We start from the raw sequence: 24,682 nt of genomic DNA on the forward strand, positions 1-24,682 counted from the left end.
CGACTACTTCGTGAACAGCGACGAGGCCTTGTTGATCGTCTCGACCAGTCCGTAGACCAGCGGCAGGCCCACCACGGCCCACGCGACCGCGACGCGCGCGCTCATGCCCGACTCCTCTCCGGCTCGGGGGTGGGGTCTCGGTCCGGCTCGTGGAACCGGTCCGCGACCGGGCGGATGAGCAGGTTGGCGACGAACCCGACGGCCAGCAGCCCGACCATGATGAACAGCGCACCGCGGTAGGCGTCCGCGGTCAGCTCTCCGGGCGTGCCCTGGGTGTCGAGGTAGCGGTTCACGATGAGCGGCCCGGCCACGCCCGCGGCCGACCACGCGGTGAGCAGCCGGCCGTGGATCGCGCCGACCTGGAAGGTGCCGAACAGGTCGCGCAGGTACGCCGGCGCGGTGGCGAAGCCGCCGCCGTAGAAGGAGATGATCACCGCCGCGAAGAGCACGAACAGCACGGTCGTGTTCGGCCCGATGGTGGCGAGCAGCACGTAGGTGGCCAGCCCGACGCCGAGGTAGACCATGTAGATCGGCTTGCGGCCGATGTAGTCCGAGGTCGAGGACCACACGAAGCGGCCGGCCATGTTGGCCAGCGACAGCAGTCCCACGAAGCCGCCGGCCGCCGCCGCGCTCACGCTCGAGGTGTCGCCCTCGCGGAAGAAGTCCTGGATCATCGGCGCGGCCTGCTCGAGGATGCCGATGCCGGCGGTGACGTTGCAGAACAGCACCACCCACAGCAGCCAGAACTGAGGGGTCCGGATGGCGTTCCCCGCGCTCACGCTGGCCGTGGTGACGAGCTTCTTCTCGCGCACGGTGCTCGGGTCCCAGCCCTCGGGCTTCCAGTCGTCGGCAGGGACCCGGACGGTGAAGGCGCCGAACATCATGAAGCACAGGTGCAGCACGGCGAAGGTCAGGAAGAGCATCATCACGGCGTGCCCGTCGGGCACGCTCGTGGGGTCGGCGGAGTCGTAGCCGGAGTCGTAGAGCCCCATCAGCCGCCCGCTCAGCGGGCTGGCGATGAGCGCACCGCCGCCGAAGCCCATGATGGCCATGCCGGTGGCCAGCCCCGGGCGGTCGGGGAACCACTTGATGAGCGTGGAGACCGGCGAGATGTAGCCGATGCCCAGGCCGATGCCGCCGATCACGCCGTACCCGAGGTAGACCAGCCACAGCTGACCGGCCGCGATGCCCAGCGCGGCGACCACGAAGCCCGCGACCCAGAAGCAGGCCGAGGTGAACATCGCGGCGCGCGGGCCGTTCTTGTCCACCCAGGTGCCGGCGACCGCCGCGGAGAGACCGAGCATCACGATCGCGATGCTGAAGATGACCCCGATCGCGGTGAGCGAGGAGTCGAAGTGCTGCACGAGCGCGGTCTTGTAGACGCTCGTCGCGTAGACCTGACCGATGCACAGGTGCACCGCCAGTGCGCACGGCGGGATCAGCCAGCGGTTGAAGCCGGGACGGGCGACGATCCGGTCGCGCGCGAGGAAGGACGGCACGGCCATCGGGACCTCCGAGACTCCGAGGGAGTGGTCAAGATTTCAGGTACCCCGTGTGCCGGGCGTCACACCTCGTCACTCGCTCCCGGGCTCGAACCGGCTCCCCGCCGGGTGCTCACCGGTCACCGTGCTCCCCCGTCCGACCAGGGTGACCGCGTCCGGGTCGCTGAGCGCCGCCTCGCCGTCGGGACCGCCGAGCCGCGCGTCCGCCCCGATCTCGCAGTCGCTGTCCACCACCGCCCAGTGCAGGCGGGCGCCGCCGCGCACGACGGTGTCGTTGAAGACCACGCTGTCGTGCACCTCGGCGCCGGCCTCGACCACGACGCCGGGCCCGAGCACGCTGCGGCGCACCAGGCCGCTCACCCGGGCGCCGGGAGAGAGCAGGCTGTCCACGACCTCGCCGCCGTCCAGCACGCGGGCGGGCACCCGCTGCGGCAGCCGCGACAGCACCGGCCAGTCCGGCACCGACAGCACGTCGCGGTCGTCGGTCAGCACCTCGTGGTGCGCGCGCAGGTAGTGGTGCGGCTGGCCCAGGTCGCGCCAGTAGCCGTCGTGACGGAACGCGTACGTCGCGCCGCGCTCGACCAGGCGCGGCAGCAGGTGGTCGCCGAAGTCGCCCAGCCCGGTGTCGCCCTCGTCGGCGTCGGCGCCCAGCTCGCGGTGCAGATCCTCGAGCACCTCCCGCAGCACGGTGGGGTCGTAGACCATGATCTCGGCCGCGATGGTGCTGCTGGCCGGCTCGTCGGGCTTGTAGGCGAAGCCGGTGACCCGGTCGTCGTCCCCGACCTCGACCACGCCGTGGTCGCTGGGGTCGTCGCCCTCGGGCGACTCGACCACGACGACCGTGCACTCCGCGCCGTGCGCCTGGTGCGCGTCGAGGACGTCCCCGTGGTCGATGCGGTAGACGTGGTCGGCGCTCATCACCAGGACCACGTCGGGGTCGAAGGACGCCATCTCGTCGCGGAAGCGGAACAGCTCGTCGGCGTTGCCCCGCGCGAATCCCTCCTCGTCCATCCCGCCCGTGCCCTCGTGCGGCAGCAGGATCCGCAGGCCGCCGAGGTTGCGGTCGAGGTCCCACGGACGACCATTGGCCACCATCTCCTGCAGGGTCGAGCCCTGGTACTGCAGCGAGAGCCACACGTCGCTGACGCCGGAGTGGGTCAGGTTGGACAGCGGGAAGTCGACCAGCTGGTGCACGCCCGCGAAGGGCAGCGCCGGCTTGGCGCGCTCGCGGGTGAGCACGTCCATCCGGCCGCCCTGGCCGCCGGCCTGGACGAGGGCGAGCACGCGGCGTCGGGGCATGCCCGCCGGTACCCGGCTACTCGACGGGCAGCCCGAGCCCCCGCGCGATGAGCATCCGCTGCACCTCGCTGGTGCCCTCACCGATCTCCAGGACCTTGGCGTCGCGGTAGAAGCGGGCCACGGGGTACTCCTCCATGAAGCCGTAGCCGCCGAAGACCTGGGTCGCGATCCGCGTCGCGCTGACCGCCGCCTCGGTGGTGTAGAGCTTGGCCACCGCGGCCGCCTGCTTGAACGCCTTCGTCGAGGCGCCCTGCCCCTCGCTCATGCTGTCCTTCATCGCCGCGGCGCGGTAGGTCAGCGCCCGACCGGCGTGCAGCATCACCTCGAGGTCGGCGATCTGGAAGGCCACGCCCTGCTTGCGGCCGATCGGGCCGCCGAAGGTCTGCCGCTCGCCGGCGTACTGCAGGGACAGGTCGAGGCAGGCCTGGATGCAGCCCACCGCCAGCGCGGCGATGGCGACCCGGCCGTCGTCCAGCGTGGCCAGGAACTGCGCGTAGCCGCGGCCCCGCTCGCCGAGCAGGTGGGCCTCGGGGACCCGGCAGTCCTCGAAGCTCAGCGGGTGGGTGTCCGAGGCGTGCCACCCGAGCTTGTCGTAGGCCTTCTCGGCCGTGAAGCCCGGCGTGCCGCTCGGCACCAGGATCGCGCTGATCTCCGGCCGATCCCCGTCCGGGCCGGGGCGCGTGCCCGTGCGAGCGGTCACCGCGACCACCGAGGTGATGTCGGAGCCGGAGTTGGTGATGAACTGCTTGGCGCCGTTGACCACCCACTCGCCGTCCGCGAGCTCGGCCCTGGTCTTCGTGGCGCCGGCGTCGGAGCCCGCGCCCGGCTCGGTCAGCCCGAACCCGGCCAGCGTCTGTCCGGCCACCAGGTCCGGCAGCCACCGCTGCTTCTGCTCCGCGGTGCCGTAGGTCTGGATCGGGTTGATGCCCAGCCCCACCGCCGCCTCGAGCGTGATGCCCATCGACTGGTCGACGCGCCCGATCTCCTCGATCGCCACGCACAGGCTGGTGAAGTCGCCGTCCTCCCCCGCGCCGCCGTACTCCTCCGGCGCGGTGAGCCCGAAGAGCCCGAGCTTGCCCATCTGCTGCACCACGTCCGCCGGGAAGTGGTGCTCGCGGTCCCACTGCGCGGCGTACGGCGCGATCTCGGCCTCGGCGAACTCCCGGACGCTCTGCCGGAACTCCTCGTGCTCACGGCTCAGGTCGAAGCTGGTCATGGTCCCGAGGCTACTGCAGAAGGTTAATGATCGCTAACCTGAGCGAGACGCTCCTCACACCGAGCGCGACGGGGGTTGGCGATAACCTGCGCGGGTGCCGGAGACCACGTCGTTGCAGAAGGTGCTGATCGCCAACCGAGGCGAGATCGCGGTCCGGGTCATCCGGGCCTGCAAGGACGCCGGGATCGGCAGCGTGGCGGTCTACGCCGACCCCGACCGCGACGCGATGCACGTGCGGCTGGCCGACGAGGCGCACGCGCTGGGCGGGTCGACGCCGGCCGAGTCCTACCTCGACATCGAGAAGATCGTGAGGCTCGCCCGGGAGTCCGGAGCGGACTCGGTGCACCCGGGCTACGGGTTCCTGGCCGAGAACGCCGACTTCGCGCAGGCGGTCATCGACGCGGGGCTGACCTGGATCGGGCCGCCGCCGGCGGCGATCGAGGCCCTGGGCGACAAGGCCAAGGCCAAGCACATCGCGGTCAAGGCCAACGCCCCGCTGGCACCCGGCACCAAGGACCCGCTCGCGGACGCCGACGAGGCGGTGGCGTTCGCCCGGGAGTTCGGGTTGCCGATCGCGATCAAGGCGGTCTTCGGCGGCGGCGGGCGCGGGCTGAAGGTGGCGCGCACGCTCGAGGAGATCCCCGACGCCTACGAGTCGGCGGTGCGCGAGGCGGTGGCGGCGTTCGGCCGGGGCGAGTGCCTGGTCGAGAAGTTCCTGGACAAGCCACGCCACGTCGAGACCCAGTGCCTGGCCGACCAGCACGGCAACGTCGTGGTGGTCTCGACCCGCGACTGCTCGCTGCAGCGGCGCAACCAGAAGCTCGTCGAGGAGGCGCCGGCGCCGTTCCTGTCCGACGAGCAGCTGACCGAGCTCTACGAGTCGTCGAAGCGGATCCTCAAGGAGGCCGGCTACCACGGCGCCGGGACGTGCGAGTTCCTGGTCGCCCAGGACGGCTCCATCTCCTTCCTCGAGGTCAACACCCGCCTGCAGGTCGAGCACTGCGTCTCCGAGGAGGTCACCGGGCTCGACCTGGTCCGCGAGATGTTCCGGATCGCGGCCGGCGAGGAGCTCGGGTACGACGACCCGGAGATCCGCGGGCACTCCATCGAGTTCCGCATCAACGCCGAGGACGGCGGCCGCAACTTCATGCCGGCCCCGGGCACCCTGTCGGCCTGGAGCCCGCCGAGCGGCCCCGGCGTCCGCCTGGACGGCGGCTACGAGAACGGCGAGACCATCCCGGGCTCGTTCGACTCCCTCATCGCCAAGCTCATCGTCACCGGCCGCGACCGCACCCAGGCGCTGGAGCGCTCGCGCCGCGCGCTGGACGAGTTCGTGGTCGACGGCATGCCCACGGTGATCCCGTTCCACCAGACGGTGGTCCGCGACCCGGCGTACGTCGGCCCGTCCAACCCGTCGGGCGAGGGCTCCTTCGACGTCTACACGCAGTGGATCGAGACCGACTTCGACAACCAGCTCCAGCCCTACGCCGGCGACGCGGCCCAGGCCGAGGAGCAGGGCGAGCGGCAGACCGTGGTGGTCGAGGTCGGCGGCAAGCGGCTCGAGGTCGTGCTCCCCGGCGGGCTCGGCGCGGTCGCCGTGGCCGGCGGCGGGGCGGGCGGCGCCAAGAAGCCGAAGCGCGCGGCCGGCAAGAAGGCCGGCGCGGCGGCCAGCGGCGACGCGGTCACCTCGCCGATGCAGGGCACGATCGTCAAGGTCGTCGTCGAGGAGGGCCAGCAGGTCGCCGAGGGCGACACCGTGGTGGTCATCGAGGCGATGAAGATGGAGCAGCCGCTGAAGGCCCACAAGGCCGGCACCGTCACCGGTCTGCAGGCCGAGGTCGGCGCCACGGTGACCAACGGCGCGGTCATCTGCGAGCTGAAGGACTGAACGGGCAGGCGGTCGGCGCCGGCGTCGTCGCGTCGCTGGTCGGCTGGACCTCGTCGTTCGCGGTCGTCCTCACCGGCCTGCGGCAGGTCGGCGCGAGCGAGGCCGAGGCCGCCTCCGGGCTGCTGGTCGTCTCGGTCCTCATGGGGCTCGGGTCGCTGCTCTTCTCCTGGCGGACCCGGATGCCGGTGACCCTCGCCTGGTCGACGCCGGGCGCGGCCCTGCTGGCCGGCGCGGCCCGGCCCGACGGCGGGTACGCCGCCGCGGTCGGCGCGTTCGTCGTGGCCGCCCTGCTCTACCTGCTCACCGCGCTGGTCCGCCCGCTCGGTCACTGGGTGCAGCAGATCCCGGCCTCGCTGGCCAACGCGATGCTGGCCGGCGTGCTGCTGACGCTGTGCGTGGAGCCGTTCCGGGCCCTGGCCGCGGACTGGACCGCCGTGGCGCCGGTGCTGGCCACCTGGCTGGTCCTCACCTGGCTGGCCCCGCGCTACGCCACGCCGGCGGCCTTCGTCGCCGCCGTCGTCGTCATCACCGCGACCGGGGCGCTGGGCGAGCTCGGCGCCCGTGACCTCGTCCCGCAGGTCACCTGGACCACCCCACACGCCGACCTCGCGGCCGCGGTGGCCATCGGCCTGCCGCTCTACCTCGTCACCATGACCAGCCAGAACATCCCCGGCGTCGCGGTGCTCGCCTCCTTCGGCTACCGCGCTCCGCTGCGCGGGGTCCTGGCGTACGCCGGGCTGACCGGGGCCGCCACCGCCGGCGCCGGCGGCTACTCGGTCAACCTGGCCGCCATCTCGGCCGCGCTCTCCGCGGGACCGCCCGCCGGACCGGACCCGCAGCGCCGCTGGGTCGCGGGCGTCAGCAACGGGGTGACCGCGGTCGTCCTCGGCGTCGCCGCCTCCGCGGTGGCCACGGTCGCGGTGGCCGCGCCCGAGGGGGTGCTCGAGACCGTGGCCGGGGTCGCCCTGCTCGGCACCTTCGGCGCCTCGGCGGCGGCGGCCCTGGCCGACCCCGACCAGCGCGAGGCGGCGGCGGTGACCTTCGTGGTGGCCGCGTCCGGCTTCGCGCTGGGCGGCGTCGGCGCGGCGTTCTGGTCCCTGGTGGCCGGCGGCCTGGTGCTGGCCGTCACCCGGTTCCGCCCTGGCCCTCGCAGCGCTTGACCTGCTCGGCGCCGGTGCAGGTGTCGCGCCCCCGGCGGCCGTCGACCTTGTCGTAGCCGTCGCCGGCGTCGATGGTGTCGCTGTAGTCCGAGCCCTTCACCACGTCGTCGCCGGCGAGGGTCTGGGCGGTGAGGTGGTGCGTCATCCGGGCGTCGACCCAGTCCGGACCCGCCGTGCCCAGGAACGTGACCGGCTGCTCCACGCTCGGCGCCCACCGCTCGACCCCGGTCGCTGTCAGCACGGCCTGGGCGGCCACGGACGTCCGGACCTGGCCCGTGCCGGCGTCGACCACCAGCGACACGGCCGGGTCCTCGGTGCCCCACCACTGCACCTCGAGCAGGTCCACGCCCTCGCCCGCATCGAGGACCCGGTCCGCGGTCTCGTCGTAGTAGGCGAACAGGTCGTCGTCCCCGGGACCACCGAGCATGCTCGTGCCCAGGTCGTAGCCCTGCTCGTAGAGGAAGTCGTCGCCGTCCCCGCCGTCCAGCGCATCGGCTCCGCCGGTGGCCTGGACGCTGTCGTCGCCAGGACCGCCCTCCAAGCGGTCGGCGTCGTGGTCGGGCTGTGACCAGATGCCGCTCAGCTCGTCGAGGCCGTCGTCGCCCGGACCGCCCTGGAGCAGGTCGGCGCCCTTGTTGCCCTCGAGGTCGTCGTCGAAGCGGGTCCCCACGATGACGTCGTCGAACCTGCTGCCGAGCACCCACAACCCCTCGGCCACCCGGATGGTGTCGGTGTCCGGGCCGACCGTGACGGTGCCCGTCCGCGAGGACAGGTCGGCCCGGATGCCGGAGGCGGCTCGGGCATAGCGCAGGACGTCGGGGTGGCCCTGGGCGCTGACCCGCCTGCGGTCGCGACCGGGGTCGATCCAGTCGCTGCCCGGTCCACCGTCGATGTCGTCGCCCTCGGTCTGCCTCTGGCCGACACCCCGGTTGGCGCCGCCGCAGATCACGTCGTCGCCGCCGCGACCGTCGATCCGGTCGGCGCCACCGAGGCCGACGATGACGTCGGGGCCGTCGGTGCCGACGAGGTGGTCGTCGCCACCGGTGCCGACGATCGTCGCCACCTGGCCGTGGCAGCGGGGCGGCGCGGCGGACGACGGGGCGGCGGGGAGCCACAGCAGGGTGGCGCTCAGGCCGGCGGCGGTCAGGATCGCTCTCATGTCGGGTGTGATGCCGCCGGACGGCGTGTGGTTCGCCGGTAGCCTCGCCCCGTGCCCGCCGTCCCCTCGCTGCGCGAGCCGAGCCAGCGGGTCAGCCCGCGTGCGCGGCTGATGTGGACCGCCGAGGCCCTGCTCCAGGTCCTGGTCATGAGCATCGTGCCGATCGTGCTCATCGGCCCGGTCGACCTGTTCGACGTGCCGTGGTGGGCGTGGGTGCTGTTCGGGCTCGCGCTGGCGGCGTACGTCGCGGTCGTGCCGAGCTGGCGCTACCTCGTGCACCGCTGGGAGGTGACCGAGACCGCGGTCTACACCCAGACCGGGTGGTGGGCGCGGGAGCGGCGGATCGCGCCGATGTCGCGGATCCAGACCGTGGACCTGGTCGAGGGCGCGCTCGCGCGGCTGTTCCGGCTGGCCACGGTCACCGCGACCACGGCCAGCGCGGCCGGCGCGCTCGAGATCGCCGGGCTCGACCGCGACGTGGCCCGACGGCTGGCCGACGACCTCACGCTGCGGGCCGACACCGTCGAGGGTGATGCCACCTGAGCGAGCTGGCCCGGGACGCGGAGTGGCAGCGGCTCGACCCGCGGATGCTCCTGGTGCACCCGATCCGCGAGCTGGTGCGGTTCCTGCCCGTGCTGGTCGTCGTGGTGGTGGGCAGCACCGCAGCCGGCGGCGAGCAGTGGCAGCTCATCGGCGTCGCGTTCCCGGTGGCGCTGGGTCTGCTGCGCTACCTGACCACCCGGTTCCGGATCGCGGCCGGGCGCATCGAGCTCCAGCGCGGCCTGCTCAACCGGCACGTGCTCTCCTCGCCCGTCGACCGGGTCCGCACCGTCGACCTGACCTCCTCCCCCATCCACCGGATCCTGGGGCTGACCACGGTGCGCATCGGCACCGGGACCGCCTCGTCGAACGACGAGGACCGCATCGACCTCGACGGCCTCCCGCGCGACCGGGCCCGGGCCTTGCGCGAGGAGCTGCTGCGCTCCTCGCCGCTGGACGACGCCGTGGGCGCCGAGGGCGCCGACGGCGTCGCACCCGAGACCGAGCGGGTCGTGCTCGCCCTCGACCCGTCGTGGGTACGCTTCGCGCCCCTGACCGGCAGCGGCGTGGTCATCGCCGCGGCCGCGCTGGGCGGCGGGAGCCAGCTCCTGCAGGCCTTCGGCTTCTGGGAGCACCTGGACCCGAGCCGCCTCGACGGGCCGGACGCGCCGCTCGCCGTCCTGGTCCCGGTGCTGCTGCTCGGGGTGGCCGTGCTGGTCTCGCTGCTGTCCGTGGCCGGCTACCTGGTGACGAACTTCGGCTTCCGCCTGACCCGCGGCGGCACGACCTGGCACCTGAGCCGCGGCCTGCTCACCACCCGCGAGACCACGCTCGACGACGAGCGGGTCGCGGGGGTCAACCTCTCCGAGCCGCTCGGCCTCCGGATCGCGCGCGGCGCCCGGCTGTCGGCCGTCATCACGGGACTGGACCGCAGCCAGCGCGGCAGCTCGCTGCTCGTCCCGCCGGCGCCGCGCACGGTGGCCGAGGGCGTCGCCCGCGAGGTGCTGGACACCGCCGAGCCGATCGACGCCCCCCTGGTCGGGCACGGGCCACGAGCGGCGAGACGGCGTTGGACCCGCGCGACCGGCCCGGCCGCGGTGCTGGCCGTCGTCCTCGTCGTCCTGGTCGTGCTGGGCGCGCCGAGGTGGCTGCTGGCCGGGCTGCTGGTGCTGCCGGTCGCGGCCCTGCTGGCCTGGGACCGCACCCGCGCACTGGGCCACGCCCTGGTCGCCGGTCACCTGGTGGCCCGCTCCGGTTCGCTGGTGCGCCGCCGGCGGGTGCTCGAGGTCCGCCACATCATCGGCTGGAACCTGCAGAGCACGTGGTTCCAGCGCCGGGCCGGGCTCACCACGCTGGTCGCGACCACCGCGGGCGGCTCGCAGGCCGTCGCGGTGCTCGACGTGCCCGAGAGCGAGGCGGTGCGGGTCGCGCACGAGGCGCTGCCCGAGCTGCTGGCCCAGTTCAGCGCCTGACCCGCAGGGTCACCACCTGGAACGGCCCCAGCTCGAGCACGCCGTCGGCGTACGGCGCGAGCGCGGCGACCTCGGCGTCGGCCCGCTCGTGCAGGTCCACCACCTCCACGTCGCGGTGCTCGAAGCCGAACCGCAGCCGCACCGAGGTCCGCCCACCCAGCGGCTCGTAGAGCCGCACCACGACGTCGCCGCTGCGGTCCTCGGCCAGCTTGACCGCCTCGACCACCGCCCGGCCCGACGCCACGGCGACCAGGGGCTCCACCGCGGCGGCGCCGCGGCGCAGCGGCAGGTTCGCGCGGTAGCCCTCGCGCACCGCCTCGGCGATGTCGGCGCCCGGCACGAGCGCGTAGCGGAAGGTGTGGGTGCCGCGGTCCGCGTCCGGGTCGGGGAAGCCGGGCGCGCGGCACAGGCTGAGCCGGACCGTCGTCGGGGCGGACCCGCGACGCTCGCCCGCGCCGGCGCGCGTCACGTCGTGGCCGGAGGTCGTGCTGTTCACCAGCGCCACGCCGTACGACGCGTCGCCGACGTGGAGCCAGCGGTGGGCGCAGATCTCGAAGCGGGCGGCGTCCCAGGAGGTGTTGGTGTGGGTGGGCCGGTGGACGTGGCCGAAGCCGACCTCCGCGCTCGAGCGGTCGGCGTGCACCGCGAGCGGGAAGGCCACCTTGAGCAGGGTGGCGCGGTGCTGCCAGTTCACGGTGGTCTCCAGCTCGACCCGCCCGGCGCCGGGGGCGAGCCGGAGCCGCTGCTCGAACCGCGACGGACCGTGGGTGCGCACCACGACCACCTCGGCCACGCCGCCGCGGACCTCCGCGCGCAACTCGTCGGCCTCGACCAGGTCGGTGCGGTGGGCGAGGTGCTGGGGCTCGATGTCCCAGGCGTCCCAGTTGCTGGGCCGGTCCGGGTGCAGCTGGAGCAGGTGCGCGGGACCGGCCAGCACCTCGCGCTCGGCGCGCAGGTCGTGCACCGAGGTGAGCACCCCGGCCGCGTCCAGCCGCAGCCGGAGCACGCCGTTGTCCAGCACCAGGTCGTCGCCGTCGCGCTCGAGGACCACCTCGCCCGGCGCGGCGCGGACCGGTCCGGAGCCCAGGGCCGGCACGCCGTCGACCGCGAACGGACCGGCGTTGAACGCGACCTCCCCGCCGCCTCCCAGCGCCGCGATCGAGGTGTCGACGATCCCCTCCAGCTCCGCGCCCATCCGGGCGTAGACCTCGCGGGCCTCGCGGTGCACCCAGGCGATCGAGCTGCCCGGGAGGATGTCGTGGAACTGGTGCAGCAGCGCCGACCGCCACAGCCGCTCGAGCGCCTCGTGGGGGTACGCCGCGCCGGTGCGCACCGCCGCGGTGCTCGCCCAGAGCTCCGCCTCGCGCAGCAGGTGCTCGGTGCGCCGGTTGCCCTGCTTCATCGCGACCTGGCTCGTGTACGTCCCCCGGTGGTACTCGAGGTACATCTCGCCCGACCAGACCGGCGCCTGGTCGGCGTACTCCTCCTCGGCGCCGGCGAAGAACTCCGCCGGCGACTCGACGACCACGCGCGGGACGCCCTCCAGGTCGGCGTACCGCGCGGCCCGCTCGAGCATCTCGCGGGTGGGACCGCCGCCGCCGTCGCCGTAGCCGAAGGGCAGCAGGGCGCGGCTGGCCGGCCCGCTGTCGCGCAGCTGCCGCTGGCCGCGCAACAGCTCGTCCGCGGTGATCTCGCCGTTGTAGGTGTCGGCGGGTGGGAAGTGGGTGAGGACGCGGGTGCCGTCGATCCCCTCCCACCAGAACGTCGAGTGCGGGAAGGGGTTGGTCTGGTTCCAGGAGAGCTTCTGTGACAGGAACCACCGCGCCCCCGCGAGGCGGACGAGCTGCGGCAGGGAGCCGGAGTAGCCGAAGGAGTCGGGCAGCCACACCTCCGGGCACTCGACCCCGAGCTCCTCGCGGAAGAACCGGCCCCCGTGGACCAGCTGGCGCACCATCGACTCCCCGCCGGGCAGGTTGGTGTCGGACTCCACCCACATGCCGCCGACGGGCACGAACGTCCCGTCCGCCACGGCGGCCCGGATCCGCTCCCACAGGCCGGGCTGGTGCTCCTGCACCCAGGCGTACTGCTGGGCCGAGGAGCACGCGAAGCGCAGCTCGGGGTGCTCCTCGGCCAGGGCCAGCACGTTGGCGAAGGTGCGCGCGCACTTGCGCACGGTCTCGCGGACCGGCCACAGCCAGGCCGAGTCGATGTGGGCGTGACCCACGGCGCTGACCCGGTGCGCGCTCGCGGTCGCCGGCGCCGCGAGCAGCGGCCGCAGGACCGCGCGGGCGGCCGGGGCGTCCAGGCCACCGTCCAGGAGGTCCGCGGCCCGCAGCAGCCCGGTCAGCAGCCGGTGCCGGCGCGGCTCGTCCTCCGGGAGCCGGACGGCGAGCTCGAGCAGCGCCTCCAGGTCGTGGCCCAGCGCCCGGACCTCCTCGTCGACGGCCACGAGGTCGGCGCGGGCGAAGCGGTAGAGCGGCTCCTCGTCGGCCGTGGTCCGGTCGCCGAGCGGGGTCGGACCGCGCCAGCCGAGGGTGGGGTTGGAGGCGGCCTCGACGTAGACGTCGACCTCGTGCGCGTCGCCGCCCTCGTGCGGGAGGTGTGCCGTGCGCGGCTCGACGCCCTTGATCACGCTCCCGTCCGGCCGGTAGGCGAGCCCTTCGGCCTGGAAGCCCGGCTGGACCGCGGTGAAGCCGAGGTCCACGGCCAGCTCGAGGCGCGCGCCGCGCATCCGCTCCGGCACGCTCCCCCGCAGCCGGAACCACGTCGTGCCCCAGGCCGGACCCCACGCGGAGCCGACGGCGAACGGCGCGAACGGCCGGCCCACGACGTCGGCGAAGGGCTCGGGCTCCGTGTCCAGGGCCAGGGCGGTGATCGCGAGGGGCTCGGCGTCGGCCTCCTCGGCCGCCCGAACCCGCTCCAGCACCCGGCGCAGGCGCAACGGCTCGTCGTACAGGTCGCGGTGCACGGAGCCAGGCTAGGAGGCCGATCCGGCGATTCTCCTGCGGGAGCCGCCCGAGGCTCCTAGCCTGGCCTCATGGTCGAGTTCGTGAGCTGGTTCGGCGTCGCCGTGATCGCTCTGTTCGCCCTGGTCGGCTTCGTCGGCGTCGTCGCCACCAGTGCGCTCACCGTGGCGCGCCGGGTGCGGCACGTGCCGCCGCCGGCCCGCGTGGACGAGCCGCAGCGCGTCGCCGCCTGACCTCAGCGCCGGGCCAGCGCGGCCGCCGCCGACGGGTGCAGGGGCAGCCGGGGCAGCAGGCAGGCCTGGAAGGCGTGGTAGACGTCGGGCTTGCCCGACCACACCGTGCTGGCCGGCCGGTTCTGCGCGTCCAGCTCGTGGTGCCACGAGCCGGCGACCTCGTCGACCAGGTGCTCGCGGGCGTAGCCCCACCACCGCGCGGCCAGGTCGTCGCGACCCTGGGCGCCCGCGGCCAGCACCGCCTCGGCCACCACCCAGTGCATCCGCTCGCGCACCACGGGCGTGCCGTCCCAGTCCACGGTGTAGACGAACCCGGGCGCACCGTCGGCCGCCCACCCGTCGCGCACCGCCGCGTCGAAGAGCAGCCGCGCGTCCGCGAGCAGCTCGTCGCCGCCCCCGCCCGCCGCGTGCAGCTGGAGCACCAGGCGTGACCACTCCAGGCCGTGGCCGACGGTCGCGCCGTACGGGCGGAACGGGTCACCGGGCCGCTCGCGGTTGAAGTCGAGCAGCGGCCGCCACCGGGCGTCGTGGTGCTCGGGCATCCGGCCGTTGCGCTCGCGCGCCTCGCCGACCAGCCGGACGGTGATGCGTGCGGCGCGCTCGCGCCACACCGGGTCGCCGGTGGCGTCCGCCACGGCCAGGAACGCCTCGACCCCGTGCATGTTGGCGTTGGCCCCGCGGTAGGGCTCGGGCTCGCGCCACGCCGCGTCCCAGGTGTCGAGCAGCGCGCCGGCGTCCTCGTCCCAGAACCGCTCCTCGACCACCCCGATCGCCTCGTCCAGCAGGGCCCGCGCCCCCGGCCGCCCGGCCACGGTCGCCGCCGCCGACGCCAGCAGCACGAAGGCGTGGTCGTAGGCCGCCTTGCGTTCCGGCCCCGCACCGCCCGCCTGGCTGCGCCACCCGCCGTGCTCGCGGTCGCGGAACGTCTCGGTCAGCGCGGCCAGCCCGTGGTCGGCGTACGCCGCGGCGTCGGGCTCGCCCCACAGGTGCGCGAGGGTGAACACGTAGGTCATCCGAGCGTTGATCCAGAGCTCGAGCGGCCGGTCGCCGTCCACGCGGCCGTCGGCGCCGAGCCAGCCGAACCCGCCCGAGGCCAGGCGCGCGCACCGCGCGAAGGCCAGCAGCCGGCGGGCCTCGGCGTCGAGCCAGTCGTCGTCGGGGAGGTCGTCGGTCATCGCCACTCCAGCTCCAGTGCCTCGTCGAGGAACCCCAGCGAAGGGTCGGAGGGCAGCGGCGCTCGCTCGACGGGGTGCCGCACCACCCGCACCTGCCCCTCGGTCAGCACCTGCGTCAGGAGCTCCGTGCCGTCCCGGGACGGCCGGGACGAGCCGAGGTAGGACCCGTCGGGCTGGTCGAGCGTGAAGAGCTCCTCGAGCCCGGTGCCGTCCGGGTGCAGGCGCCACAGCGCCCGCGGCCCGGGACCGTAGCGCTCGACGAAGAGCCACCGGCCGTCCCCGGAGCTCACCACCGACCTGACCCCGCGCAGCACCGCGTGGTCGCGGCCTCGGGCGAACCGGTGCAGCCCGTCGGCGGCGGCGTAGAACACCCCGCGACGCGTCCAGGGCACCCCGGAGCCGACCGGCAGGAAGCCGTCGTCCGTCACCTCGCCGACGGTCCGCAGCCGCCTCAGCCCGGTGCCGTCCCGACCGACCGTCCACAGCTCGCGGTCGTTGCGGCCCCCGTGCGTCCGGAAGGCCTCGAGCACCAGCCGCTCGCCGTTCGGCGACCAGCCCACGGCGCCGACGGCGTAGAAGGGGTCGTCCCCGGCCAGCACGTCGTGGGCCCGGCCCGTCCCTGTCGTCGCCAGGACCAGGACGCGAGGCGGACGGCGTCGGGGCTCCGCGGTCGCGAGCGCGACCCGCCGACCGCCGGCGTCGAGAGCCACCCCCATCGAGAAGCCCCGGGGCTGGCGGTGGAGCAGGACCTCGCCGCTGCCGTCCGCGAGCGCCGAGCGCAGCACGATGCCGTGGTGGCCGGCGCCGTCCCAGACGACGCGGTGCTCGTCGTGGGCGGCGCGTGCGGGCGTCGCCGGCAGCAGCAGCGCGGCGAACACGACGAGCAGCGCGGACCAGCGTCGCATGCGTCCTCCGGCGGGTCGGGGGGTGAGGAGTGTCCGAGGGACAGTAACCGCGCGGACGGGCCCGCGGCGCTCACTAGGGTTTCGGCCATGTTCTCCAAGGTGCTCGTGGCCAACCGCGGCGAGATCGCGATCCGGGCGTTCCGCGCGGCGTACGAGCTGGGGGCGCGCACGGTGGCGGTCTTCCCGCACGAGGACCGGTGGAGCGAGCACCGGCTCAAGGCGGACGAGGCCTACGAGATCGGCGAGCGCGGCCACCCGGTGCGGGCCTACCTCGACCCCGAGGGGATCGTGGCCACGGCGGTGCGGGCGGGCGCGGACGCGGTGTACCCGGGCTACGGCTTCCTGTCGGAGAACCCGGCGCTGGCCGAGGCCTGCGCGGCCGCCGGGATCACCTTCGTGGGTCCGAGCAGCGAGGTGCTGACGCTGACCGGCAACAAGGCGCGCGCGATCGCGGCGGCGAAGGCCGCCGGGGTGCCGACCCTGCAGAGCGTGCCGCCCGGCACCGACGTCGACGCGCTGGTGGCCAGCAGCGAGGCCATCCCCTACCCCCTCTTCGTCAAGGCCGTCGCCGGCGGCGGCGGCCGCGGCATGCGGCGCGTGGACGACCCGGCGCAGCTGCGCGAGGCCGTCGAGACGTGCATGCGCGAGGCCGAGGGCGCGTTCGGCGACCCGACGGTCTTCATCGAGCAGGCCGTGGTGGACCCGCGCCACATCGAGGTGCAGATCCTGGCCGACGGGACCGGGCAGGTCATGCACCTGTTCGAGCGCGACTGCTCGGTGCAGCGGCGCCACCAGAAGGTCATCGAGATCGCCCCGGCGCCGCACCTGGACCCGGAGCTGCGCGACCGGATCTGCGCGGACGCCGTGCGGTTCGCCACCGAGATCGGCTACAGCAACGCGGGCACGGTGGAGTTCCTGCTGGACCCGGCCGGTGACTACGTGTTCATCGAGATGAACCCGCGCATCCAGGTCGAGCACACCGTCACCGAGGAGATCACCGACGTCGACCTGGTGCAGTCGCAGCTGCGCATCGCCAGCGGCGAGACCCTGGCCGACCTCGGCCTGAGCCAGGACACGGTGAGCATCCGCGGCGCCGCGCTCCAGTGCCGGATCACCACCGAGGACCCGGCCAACAACTTCCGCCCCGACACCGGGGTGATCACGACCTACCGCTCGCCCGGCGGCGGCGGCGTGCGCCTGGACGGCGGCACGACGTACACCGGTGCGGAGATCTCCGCGCACTTCGACTCGATGCTGTCCAAGCTCACCTGCCGGGGCCGCACCTTCGAGGCCGCGGTGGCCAAGGCCCGGCGCGCCGTGGCGGAGTTCCGGATCCGCGGGGTGACGACCAACATCGCGTTCCTGCAGGCGGTGCTGGACGACCCGGACTTCCGCGCCGGGAACGTCACCACCAGCTTCATCGAGACCCACCCGCAGCTCCTGCAGGCCCGGGCCAGCGGCGACCGCGGCACCAAGCTGATGACCTTCCTGGCCGACGTGACGGTCAACCAGCCGCACGGCAGCGCGCCGGTCACGCTCGACCCGGCCACCAAGCTGCCGCCCGTCGACCTCGACGTCACGGCGCCGGACGGGACCCGCCAGCGGCTGCTGGACCTCGGCCCGGAGGCCTTCGCCCGCGCGCTGCGGGAGCAGGGCCAGGTCGCGGTCACCGACACGACGTTCCGCGACGCCCACCAGTCGCTGCTGGCCACCCGGGTGCGGACCGCCGACCTGCTGGCCGTGGCGCCGCACGTCGCCCGCACGACGCCGCAGCTGTGGAGCCTGGAGTGCTGGGGCGGTGCGACCTACGACGTGGCGCTGCGCTTCCTCTCCGAGGACCCGTGGGAGCGGCTGGCCGCGCTGCGCGAGGCGGTGCCGAACGTGATGCTCCAGATGCTGCTGCGCGGGCGCAACACCGTCGGCTACACGCCGTACCCCACCGCGGTCACCCGCGCGTTCGTCCAGGAGGCGGCGGCCACCGGCCTCGACGTCTTCCGCATCTTCGACGCCCTCAACGACGTCTCGCAGATGCGGCCCGCGATCGAGGCGGTCCGCGAGACCGGGACGACCCTGGCCGAGGTCGCGCTCTGCTACACCGGCGACCTGTCCAGCCCGGACGAGAGGCTCTACACCCTCGACTACTACCTGCGGCTGGCCGAGCAGATCGTCGAGGCCGGCGCGCACGTGCTGGCCATCAAGGACATGGCCGGGCTGCTCCGGGCGCCGGCCGCCCGCACCCTGGTGACCGCGCTGCGCGAGCGCTTCGACCTCCCCGTGCACCTGCACACCCACGACACGCCGGGCGGCCAGCTCGGCACCCTGCTGGCGGCGATCGACGCGGGTGTCGACGCCGTCGACGCCGCCACCGCGTCCATGGCCGGCACGACGTCCCAGCCGCCGCTCTCGGCCCTGGTCTCCGCGACCGACCACTCCGCCCGCGAGACCGGGTTGTCCCTGGCCGCGGTCAACGCGCTCGAGCCCTACTGGGAGGCCGTGCGCCGCGTCTACGCGCCGTTCGAGTCCGGCCTGCCGTCGCCCACCGGCCGGGTCTACCGCCACGAGATCCCCGGCGGACAGCTGTCCAACCTGCGCCAGCAGGCCATCGCGCTCGGCCTCGGGGAGAAGTTCGAGCAGATCGAGGACATGTACGCCGCCGCGAACGACATCCTCGGCGACATCCCGAAGGTCACGCCGTCGTCCAAGGTCATCGGCGACCTGGCCCTGCACCTGGTCGCGGCCGGCGCGGACCCGGCCGAGTTCGCGGCGGACCCCGCGCGGTTCGACATCCCCGACTCGGTCATCGGCTTCCTGAACGGCGAGCTGGGCGACCCGCCCGGCGGCTGGCCCGAGCCGTTCCGCACCAAGGCCCTCGCGGGCCGCACCTGGAAGCCGCCGGCCAGCGAGCTGACCGCGGAGCAGGCGGCCGGTCTCGACGGCTCCTCCACCGAGTCGTCGCGCGCGCGGCAGGAGACGCTCAACGAGCTGCTCTTCCCCGGGCCGACGCGGGAGTTCCGCGAGGTCCGCGAGACCTACGGCGACGTCTCGGCGCTGCCGACCGTGGACTACCTCTACGGCCTGCGGTACGGCGAGGAGCACGAGGTCACCCTCGAGGTCGGCAAGACCGTGATCCTCGGCCTGCAGGCGATCAGCGAGCCCGACGAGCGCGGCTACCGCTCGGTGATGGCGACCATCAACGGCCAGCTCCGCCCGATCAGCGTCCGCGACCGGGCCGTGGCCAGCGAGGTGGCCGTCGCCGAGAAGGCCGACACCAGCCGACCGGGCCACGTGGCCGCGCCCTTCCAGGGCGTGGTGACCGTCGTGGTCGGCGAGGGCGACAGCGTCGAGGCCGGCGCCGTCGTGGCCACCATCGAGGCGATGAAGATGGAGGCCTCCATCACCGCGCCGGTGGCCGGCACCGTCCAGCGGCTGGCCGTCACCGGCACCCAGGCCGTCGACGGCGGCGACCTGGTGGTCGTCCTCGGCTGAGGACCTAGGACGCCGTGCCGAGCAGGTCCTGGCCGGACCGGGACTGCCAGGCCGCGAGCGTCGGGCTGGTGGAGCCGTCGTCGTAGCTGGCGAAGACGGCGCCGGTCACGTGGTAGCGGTTGGCGTCGATCCGGCTCACGGTGGCCAGCGGCTCGAGCCCGAGGTGGTAGACCTTCTGCGCCTGGTCGACCGTGTTGCCGGTGATGGCCAGACCCAGCACGTCGCTGGAGAACTGGTCGTCGGTGAAGATGTCGTAGACGAACCAGTCGAGGTCGGTGAAGGTGTTGCCGGCCACGACCATGCCGGTGGCGCAGCGCAGGATCAGACCGATCGAGCGCTCGAGCCGGCTGCCGGGCGCGCGGCCGGTCGCGGTGTTGCCGGAGAAGGTGTTGCCCACGCAGTCGCCGAGCGGGTTGCTCCCGTCGGGGCTGGTGCCGGTCTCGAGGACGTTCTCGTTGTCGGCCAGCGTGTTGACGATGATCCGCACGTGCGAGGAGTCGTAGATCTCGAACGCGCCGCCGTCGTACTCGTAGTCGGCCGAGGGGCCGGAGTTGCCGGTGATGGTGTTGCCGCTGGCCAGGGCCCCGGGGAACGCGTCGACGCCGGCGAAGGTGATGCCGTTGGCGCCGTAGTCGTCGTCGCCGCCGGGGGTGTTGCGGATGAGCACGTCGTTGTCGTGGATCCGGTTGCCGGTGATCGAGGTCAGCCGGCCGCCGCCGTTGAGGTAGACGCCGGTGCCGGTGCCCGAGATGTCGTTGCCGGTGATCGTCGAGGCGTCGGCGCCGTGGGCCAGGATCCCGTAGCAGCCGAACGGCAGCCCGTGGTCGTTGGTGCCGCGGCTGTCGGTGATGGTGACGCCCCTGACCGTCACGCCGGTGGCGCCGTCGTCGATGCGCACCGCGCTGCTGCCCTCGTCGTCGAGCGAGCCCGGCGGGTTCGCGTTCGGCACGCAGCCCGTCACGGTCACGCCGGTCAGCGTCGCGCCGGGGGCGTCGAGGAGGACGACGTCACGCACGCCCGCGGCGCCGCGCACGACCACCGACGCGCCGGTGGCCGGCCGGACGCTCTGGCCGGCCTTGGTCACCGCGAAGGGTGCGTACTGACCCGAGCCGACCACGATCGTCGCCCCGACCGGCGCGGTCGCCGTGGCCTGCGCGATGGTGCGGAACGGTGCCTGCTGGGTGCCGGCGGCGCTGTCGCTGCCGGTGCTGCTGACGTAGTAGGTCGTGAGCAGCGCGTGCGCGGGCGGCGGGACCACCACGACCGCGAGCGGGACCAGAGCGAGGGCGCACAGGCGCCCGAGAAGACGTACCCCCATGCCTGCTCCAACGGGGACGGTGCCCCCGGGGTCACGCGGGCGCGAGCTGGAGCCACGTCGACCTCAGCCCCAGGCCGAAGCGGAACGCGTCCCCGGTCAGCTGGACGCTCTGCCCGCCCGCGCCGGTCAGGGTCACCGCGCTCACGTGCCCGCCGTACGCCGGGCCGACGCCGTCGCGCGTGAGGGTGATCCCCTGCAGCGTGCCGACCGCGGGCCACGCCCTCTCGACGGCCTGGCGGGTGACGGTGGCCGTCCACGGGTCGTTGGGGTTGTCCGACGACGCCTCGTAGGGGTCGGCCTGGGCGACCAGGTAGGGCTGGGAACCGGCCGTGCTCCACCCGCCGTTGCTGGAGGAGAACTGGGTGAAGGCGGGCGCCCCCTGCCAGGTCACGACCTTGCCGCGCGTGGCCCGCACGGCCGCGTCGGTGGCCGGGTGCTCGTCGCGCACGCCGCCGTAGACCTGGCAGGCCTCGGTGTCGCAGAGGTCCCACTCGCCCATCGCCGTCGCGCGCTCGTACGCCGCGTAGGAGCGCGCGGCCACCGCCTGCGCCCGCACCGCCTCGGCCTCCCACTCGGCCGGCACCTCGCGCGGCACCACCCCACGCAGGTAGCTGTCGAGGGCGACGACGTTCACCGTGCGCCGGTCCACCGAGCGGAGCGCACCGCGGTATTGCGCCGCCTCGTGGTGCGGCAGCCGCAGCGTCATCGGCCGCGGTCCGCCGCTGAACTGCGCCCCGCCCGGGAACGACGTCCACCGCTGCCAGCCGCGCGGCGTGCGGTAGGACACCACGCTGCGCTCGCCCTGGGGCGTGATGCGCCACCGGTTGGCGCCCGGCCGCAGCCGGTCCAGCCGGAAGGTCTTGCGGCCCTCGAGCCGGACCAGCCGCAGCCCCGGCTGGGCGTCGACCTGCACGTCCCTGCGGTCGGCGGTGATGAGGACCCGCAGCGGTCCGCGGGCCCTCCCGATCCGCGTGCCCGGGTAGTAGAAGCCGACGATCTGGCGCCACGTCAGTCCCTGCCGGGCCGCGCCCTGCGCGCCGTACTGCGAGAGGCCGTGGCCGTGCCCGTAGCCGTAGCCGGTCACGGTGTACGACGCCGCGGCGGGCACGGTCTCGCGGGGCGCGGCGGTCGCGGCCGGTCCCGAGCCGGCCAGGAGCAGCCCGACGAGCCCGACGACGAGGGAGCGGGTCATGCGTACCGAGGGTAGGTCAGGGCGCCTGCAGCTGCGTGTAGGTGCCGCGCACGCCCACCGAGACGGCACCCGCCTGGTTGAGCTCGCCGACGGGGAAGGGCTCGGGGTAGCCGACCGTCCGGACGTCTTGCGCCGACAGCGAGACCAGGATCGTGGCGAAGTTCGGCGTGAGCAGCTCGACGGTCATGGTCCGGCTCTGTCCCGCGTGGGACTCGTCCGCCCAGGTGCGCAGGATGCCGGCATCGATCGGGGAGATGGTCAGCGCTGTCGTGAGCACCGGCGCCGTCCCGGAGAAGTCCACGGCGAGGTCGGCCGCGCTCCGGATGCGGTTGAGGACCTGGCCGCCCACGGTGACGCGGAAGGCGCTGGCGAGCAGGTTCGTGGCGCTCGTGGTGGTGGGTCGGGGGATCTGCGAGCCGTTGCCCGGTGTCCGGGTGACGGTGCCGACCACGTCGACGGTGAGGGCGGTGGCGTTCTTGGACGAACCGTCCAGACCTGGCACCGCGATCCGCGTGATCCTCGGGTTCGCGATGTCCAGTCGAGCCGTCTCCTCGTAGTTGAAGTTGCCGGTCACCACCGACAGCGTCACCGGCGGCGCGGCGGGGTCTCCCGCGTGCTGGAGCCACGCCTTCGTCTGCGGCCGGAGGTCCGCGGTGAGCTCGAAGCGGCACGGCAGCGCGGGCTGGTCGAAGTCGGGCTGGTTGCAGCCGGAGACCTTCTGCACGTACTGCGCCGCCCCGTCCACCACGAGCAGGATGCGCTCCGTGCCGTAGGTCGGCAGGTCGACCGGCACCGTCGGCGCGGCCGAGGCCGTCGGTCCGGGCGGGCCGGGCGGGCCGGGCGGACCCTCCGGGCCGGACGCGCCCTCGGGACCCTGGGCGCCGGGGGGACCGGGCGGACCCGGCGCACCCGCCGGACCCACGGCCCCGGCCGCACCCGGCACGCCCTGCTGGTTGACGGTGACCAGCCGCTCGCCGCCCTGGCACGACTTCTTCACCACCCGCACCGAGCCGTCCTTGGCCACGCAGAGACGGACCGGGGCGTCGGAGCCGGCGGCGATCGCCGTGGCCCCGAACGCACCGACCAGCAGCGCGACCGCCAGCAGCAGGACGACCCGGGGGCTCAGCGCTCGCGTCATCCTCGGATCGTCCCGCTGCCGGCCCGCGACCTCCATGGCCCACCCGGGCCATGCGCGGTGGCTCAGGCGCGGGTCGCGGTGACGAGGAGGTACTCCCACCCCATCGTGCCCTCCCGCAGCGCGTCGTCACCGAGCGCAGCGAGGGCGGCGTCGAGCTCGGCGGCGCGGTCGGGGGCGTCGGCCAGCCCGCGGTAGCAGGCGATGGTCGGGCCGTAGGTGCGCTTGAAGAAGTCGCGGAACGCCGCGCCGTCGGCGAACCGCCGGACCGGCAGGGTCTGCCGGCGCGCGTCGACGCCGGTGACCCGGTCGCCGAGCAGCGTGCGGACGTGGCCCTCGTCGCCCCAGAGCGGCGGGGGCTGGGCGCCGGGGGGCGGCGGGGCGGCGTACGGCTTCATGGTGGCGAACATCCGGCCGATGAAGCCCTCCGGCGTCCAGCTCAGCAGCCCGAGCCGGCCGCCGGGTCGCAGCACGCGGACGAGCTCGTCGGCGGCCTCCTGGTGGTGCGGGGCGAACATCACGCCGACGCAGGAGAGGACGGCGTCGAACTCGGCGTCGGCGTACGGCAGGTGCTCGGCGTCGGCGACCTCCCAGCGCAGGGTGGCGCCGGCCGCGGCGGCGGCCTGGCGGCCGGTCTCGACGAGGTCGGGGGTGAGGTCGCTGGCCACCACGTCGGCGCCGGCCAGGGCGGCCGGGACGGCGGCGTTGCCGGCGCCGGCGGCCACGTCGAGGACGCGGTCGCCGCGGTGGACGCCGGTGGCTTCGACGAGCGCGGGGCCGAGCGGGGCGATCACCTCGGTGGCCACGGCGGGGTAGTCCCCCATCGCCCACATCGCGGCGTGCTTGGCCTTGAGGGCGCGGTCGGGATCGGTCTGGGTGCGGGTCTGGGTCATGCCGACGATCCTGGGAGCGGCGGGGCCCCGGCCGCCTCGGCGCGGCCACCCATCCTGGGCGGGCGCGGCGGGCCCGGCTACGTACGCGCCAGGGCGGCCGCCGCGGCCGCGCGCGCGGACGGGCCGTGCAGGCCGAGCTTGGTGTAGGCGTTCTGCAGGTGCCGCTCGACGGTGCGGACGCTGAGGACCAGCGCGGCCGCGATCTCCTCGTTGGAGCGCCCCTCGGCGACCAGGGCCACCACCTCGCGCTCCCGGGCCGAGAGGCCGTCGGCGACCGGGGCCGGGGCGCCGTCGGGCGCCATGAAGCGACGCACCTCCTCGACCATGACCGACCAGGCGGGCTCGTCGCCGAGGAGGATGTGGTTGTCGCTGTCCAGAGGGACCAACCGGGCGCCGGCGATGCGGGTGGCCAGCAGCCGGCCGCCGCTGAAGTCGTTCATCTGGTCGCGCAGCGAGTGGAGCACGAGCGTCGGCACGTCGAGCTCGTCCAGCAGGTCGACGCAGTCCGCCCGGGAGCGCTCGACGAGGGCGGTCGCGGCGGTCGTGGCCGACGCGGCGACCCGCTGGAGCTCGTCCAGCCAGCGTATCTGCTCCTCGGTGGCGCCGGGGATCATCATCGAGGTGAACACGCGGCGGAAGTGGTGCTGCGGCCGGCCCCAGCCGACGCGGATCATCGCCGCGAACGCCGCCAGCTCCTCGCTGTCCGGCAGGGTGCCCACGCCGGCGTAGCTGCCGTAGAACAGCAGCCGGGTGACCCGCTCGGGGTGGCGGTGGGCGTAGGCGATGGCGGGCGGCCCGCCCTGGGCCATGCCCATCAGCGCGAACCGCTCGAAACCCATGTGGTCGGCGACCGCGGTCAGGTCGCCGACTCGCGGCTCGAGGCCGTGGTCGGTGACGTCCCAGTCGGACAGGCCGTAGCCGCGCTCGTCGTAGCGGACGATGGTGACGAAGCGGCCGAGATCGTGCAGGAAGTGCTGCCAGACCGGGCTCTCCCAGTCGTGCTGGAGGTGGCTGAGCCAGCAGGTCGACACCAGCAGCGGCGGCCCCGTGCCCGACACCGCGTAGGCGATGCGGACGCCGTCCGGTGCCTCGCAGAACCGGATCTCCTGGGCCGGGCCCGAGGCGGACATCCTCCGAGGCTAG

At 74.3% G+C, this 24,682-nt stretch carries 19 protein-coding genes; 6 read left to right on the forward strand and 13 right to left on the reverse strand.

The window, feature by feature from the left end; all coding sequences use genetic code 11:
* Nucleotides 1-3 precede the first annotated feature (3 nt).
* The 4 genes from G5V58_RS26830 to G5V58_RS16030 form a co-directional block, all read right to left on the reverse strand.
* Nucleotides 4-105: an MFS transporter small subunit gene (locus G5V58_RS26830; protein WP_456237789.1), complete on the reverse strand. Its 102-nt coding sequence runs from the start codon at nucleotides 103-105 to the stop codon at nucleotides 4-6.
* Entirely contained in the window at nucleotides 102-1,505 is a 1,404-nt protein-coding gene (locus G5V58_RS16020; RefSeq protein ID WP_165234830.1) for an OFA family MFS transporter, read from the reverse strand. Before G5V58_RS16020 ends, G5V58_RS26830 begins: the two co-directional genes overlap by 4 nt.
* 69 nt (nucleotides 1,506-1,574) lie before the next feature.
* The gene (locus G5V58_RS16025; RefSeq protein WP_165234833.1) at nucleotides 1,575-2,801 is read right to left on the reverse strand and encodes a glucose-1-phosphate adenylyltransferase family protein; all 1,227 of its coding nucleotides are present in this window, start codon (nucleotides 2,799-2,801) and stop codon (nucleotides 1,575-1,577) included.
* Between the two features lie 16 nt (nucleotides 2,802-2,817).
* Nucleotides 2,818-4,017: an acyl-CoA dehydrogenase family protein gene (locus G5V58_RS16030; protein ID WP_165234836.1), complete on the reverse strand. Its 1,200-nt coding sequence runs from the start codon at nucleotides 4,015-4,017 to the stop codon at nucleotides 2,818-2,820.
* A 94-nt stretch (nucleotides 4,018-4,111) separates the two neighbouring features.
* Here G5V58_RS16030 and G5V58_RS16035 point away from each other — a divergent pair, with 94 nt between their 5' ends.
* Both G5V58_RS16035 and G5V58_RS16040 read left to right on the forward strand, forming a co-directional pair.
* The gene (locus G5V58_RS16035; RefSeq protein WP_165234839.1) at nucleotides 4,112-5,905 is read left to right on the forward strand and encodes an acetyl/propionyl/methylcrotonyl-CoA carboxylase subunit alpha; all 1,794 of its coding nucleotides are present in this window, start codon (nucleotides 4,112-4,114) and stop codon (nucleotides 5,903-5,905) included.
* Nucleotides 5,906-5,940: 35 nt separating this feature from the next.
* Nucleotides 5,941-7,065 (forward strand): benzoate/H(+) symporter BenE family transporter, encoded by a 1,125-nt coding sequence (locus G5V58_RS16040; protein WP_230487366.1) that lies wholly within the window; start codon nucleotides 5,941-5,943, stop codon nucleotides 7,063-7,065.
* On the opposite strand, the gene G5V58_RS16045 is transcribed toward G5V58_RS16040, so the two are convergent.
* Nucleotides 7,031-8,224: a calcium-binding protein gene (locus tag G5V58_RS16045; protein WP_165234842.1), complete on the reverse strand. Its 1,194-nt coding sequence runs from the start codon at nucleotides 8,222-8,224 to the stop codon at nucleotides 7,031-7,033. The two genes, G5V58_RS16040 and G5V58_RS16045, sit on opposite strands and share 35 nt — an antisense overlap.
* Nucleotides 8,225-8,275: 51 nt before the next feature.
* On the opposite strand from G5V58_RS16045, the gene G5V58_RS16050 reads away from it, so the two are divergent.
* Both G5V58_RS16050 and G5V58_RS16055 read left to right on the forward strand, forming a co-directional pair.
* On the forward strand, nucleotides 8,276-8,767 hold the full coding sequence (locus G5V58_RS16050; protein ID WP_230486674.1) for a PH domain-containing protein: 492 nt from the start codon (nucleotides 8,276-8,278) through the stop codon (nucleotides 8,765-8,767).
* A 53-nt stretch (nucleotides 8,768-8,820) separates the two neighbouring features.
* Nucleotides 8,821-10,236 (forward strand): PH domain-containing protein, encoded by a 1,416-nt coding sequence (locus G5V58_RS16055; protein WP_165234845.1) that lies wholly within the window; start codon nucleotides 8,821-8,823, stop codon nucleotides 10,234-10,236.
* Here the strand turns inward: G5V58_RS16055 and G5V58_RS16060 are convergent.
* The gene (locus G5V58_RS16060) at nucleotides 10,226-13,204 is read right to left on the reverse strand and encodes an alpha-mannosidase (protein ID WP_230486675.1); all 2,979 of its coding nucleotides are present in this window, start codon (nucleotides 13,202-13,204) and stop codon (nucleotides 10,226-10,228) included. The two genes, G5V58_RS16055 and G5V58_RS16060, sit on opposite strands and share 11 nt — an antisense overlap.
* A 69-nt stretch (nucleotides 13,205-13,273) precedes the next feature.
* On the opposite strand from G5V58_RS16060, the gene G5V58_RS16065 reads away from it, so the two are divergent.
* Nucleotides 13,274-13,435: a hypothetical protein gene (locus tag G5V58_RS16065; protein ID WP_165234848.1), complete on the forward strand. Its 162-nt coding sequence runs from the start codon at nucleotides 13,274-13,276 to the stop codon at nucleotides 13,433-13,435.
* A 2-nt stretch (nucleotides 13,436-13,437) separates the two neighbouring features.
* Here G5V58_RS16065 and G5V58_RS16070 read toward each other — a convergent pair whose 3' ends face one another.
* Nucleotides 13,438-14,610, reverse strand: coding sequence for an AGE family epimerase/isomerase (locus G5V58_RS16070; RefSeq protein WP_165234852.1), 1,173 nt, complete (start codon nucleotides 14,608-14,610; stop codon nucleotides 13,438-13,440).
* Nucleotides 14,607-15,515, reverse strand: coding sequence for a TolB-like translocation protein (locus tag G5V58_RS16075; RefSeq protein ID WP_165234855.1), 909 nt, complete (start codon nucleotides 15,513-15,515; stop codon nucleotides 14,607-14,609). The genes G5V58_RS16070 and G5V58_RS16075 overlap by 4 nt, the downstream gene beginning before the upstream one ends.
* 87 nt (nucleotides 15,516-15,602) lie before the next feature.
* Between G5V58_RS16075 and G5V58_RS16080 the strand changes: the two genes are divergently transcribed.
* Nucleotides 15,603-19,001 carry a pyruvate carboxylase gene (locus G5V58_RS16080; protein WP_165234858.1) on the forward strand — a complete coding sequence of 1,133 codons (3,399 nt, stop codon included), beginning with the start codon at nucleotides 15,603-15,605 and terminating at the stop codon, nucleotides 18,999-19,001.
* A gap of 4 nt (nucleotides 19,002-19,005) precedes the next feature.
* On the opposite strand, the gene G5V58_RS16085 is transcribed toward G5V58_RS16080, so the two are convergent.
* The 5 genes from G5V58_RS16085 to G5V58_RS16105 form a co-directional block, all read right to left on the reverse strand.
* A complete protein-coding gene (locus tag G5V58_RS16085) occupies nucleotides 19,006-20,319 on the reverse strand; it encodes a right-handed parallel beta-helix repeat-containing protein (protein ID WP_165234861.1) in 1,314 nt (437 codons plus the stop codon).
* 31 nt (nucleotides 20,320-20,350) lie between these two features.
* A complete protein-coding gene (locus tag G5V58_RS16090; protein WP_165234864.1) occupies nucleotides 20,351-21,511 on the reverse strand; it encodes a SpoIID/LytB domain-containing protein in 1,161 nt (386 codons plus the stop codon).
* Between the two features lie 16 nt (nucleotides 21,512-21,527).
* Nucleotides 21,528-22,649 (reverse strand): hypothetical protein, encoded by a 1,122-nt coding sequence (locus G5V58_RS16095; RefSeq protein ID WP_196240517.1) that lies wholly within the window; start codon nucleotides 22,647-22,649, stop codon nucleotides 21,528-21,530.
* A 62-nt stretch (nucleotides 22,650-22,711) separates the two neighbouring features.
* Complete coding sequence (locus tag G5V58_RS16100) at nucleotides 22,712-23,539, reverse strand: class I SAM-dependent methyltransferase (protein ID WP_165234870.1); 828 nt, start codon at nucleotides 23,537-23,539, stop codon at nucleotides 22,712-22,714.
* 77 nt (nucleotides 23,540-23,616) lie between these two features.
* Complete coding sequence (locus G5V58_RS16105; RefSeq protein WP_165234874.1) at nucleotides 23,617-24,669, reverse strand: alpha/beta fold hydrolase; 1,053 nt, start codon at nucleotides 24,667-24,669, stop codon at nucleotides 23,617-23,619.
* Nucleotides 24,670-24,682 lie beyond the last annotated feature (13 nt).

Source organism: Nocardioides anomalus, from assembly GCF_011046535.1.
In the GTDB taxonomy this organism is placed as follows: domain Bacteria; phylum Actinomycetota; class Actinomycetes; order Propionibacteriales; family Nocardioidaceae; genus Nocardioides; species Nocardioides anomalus.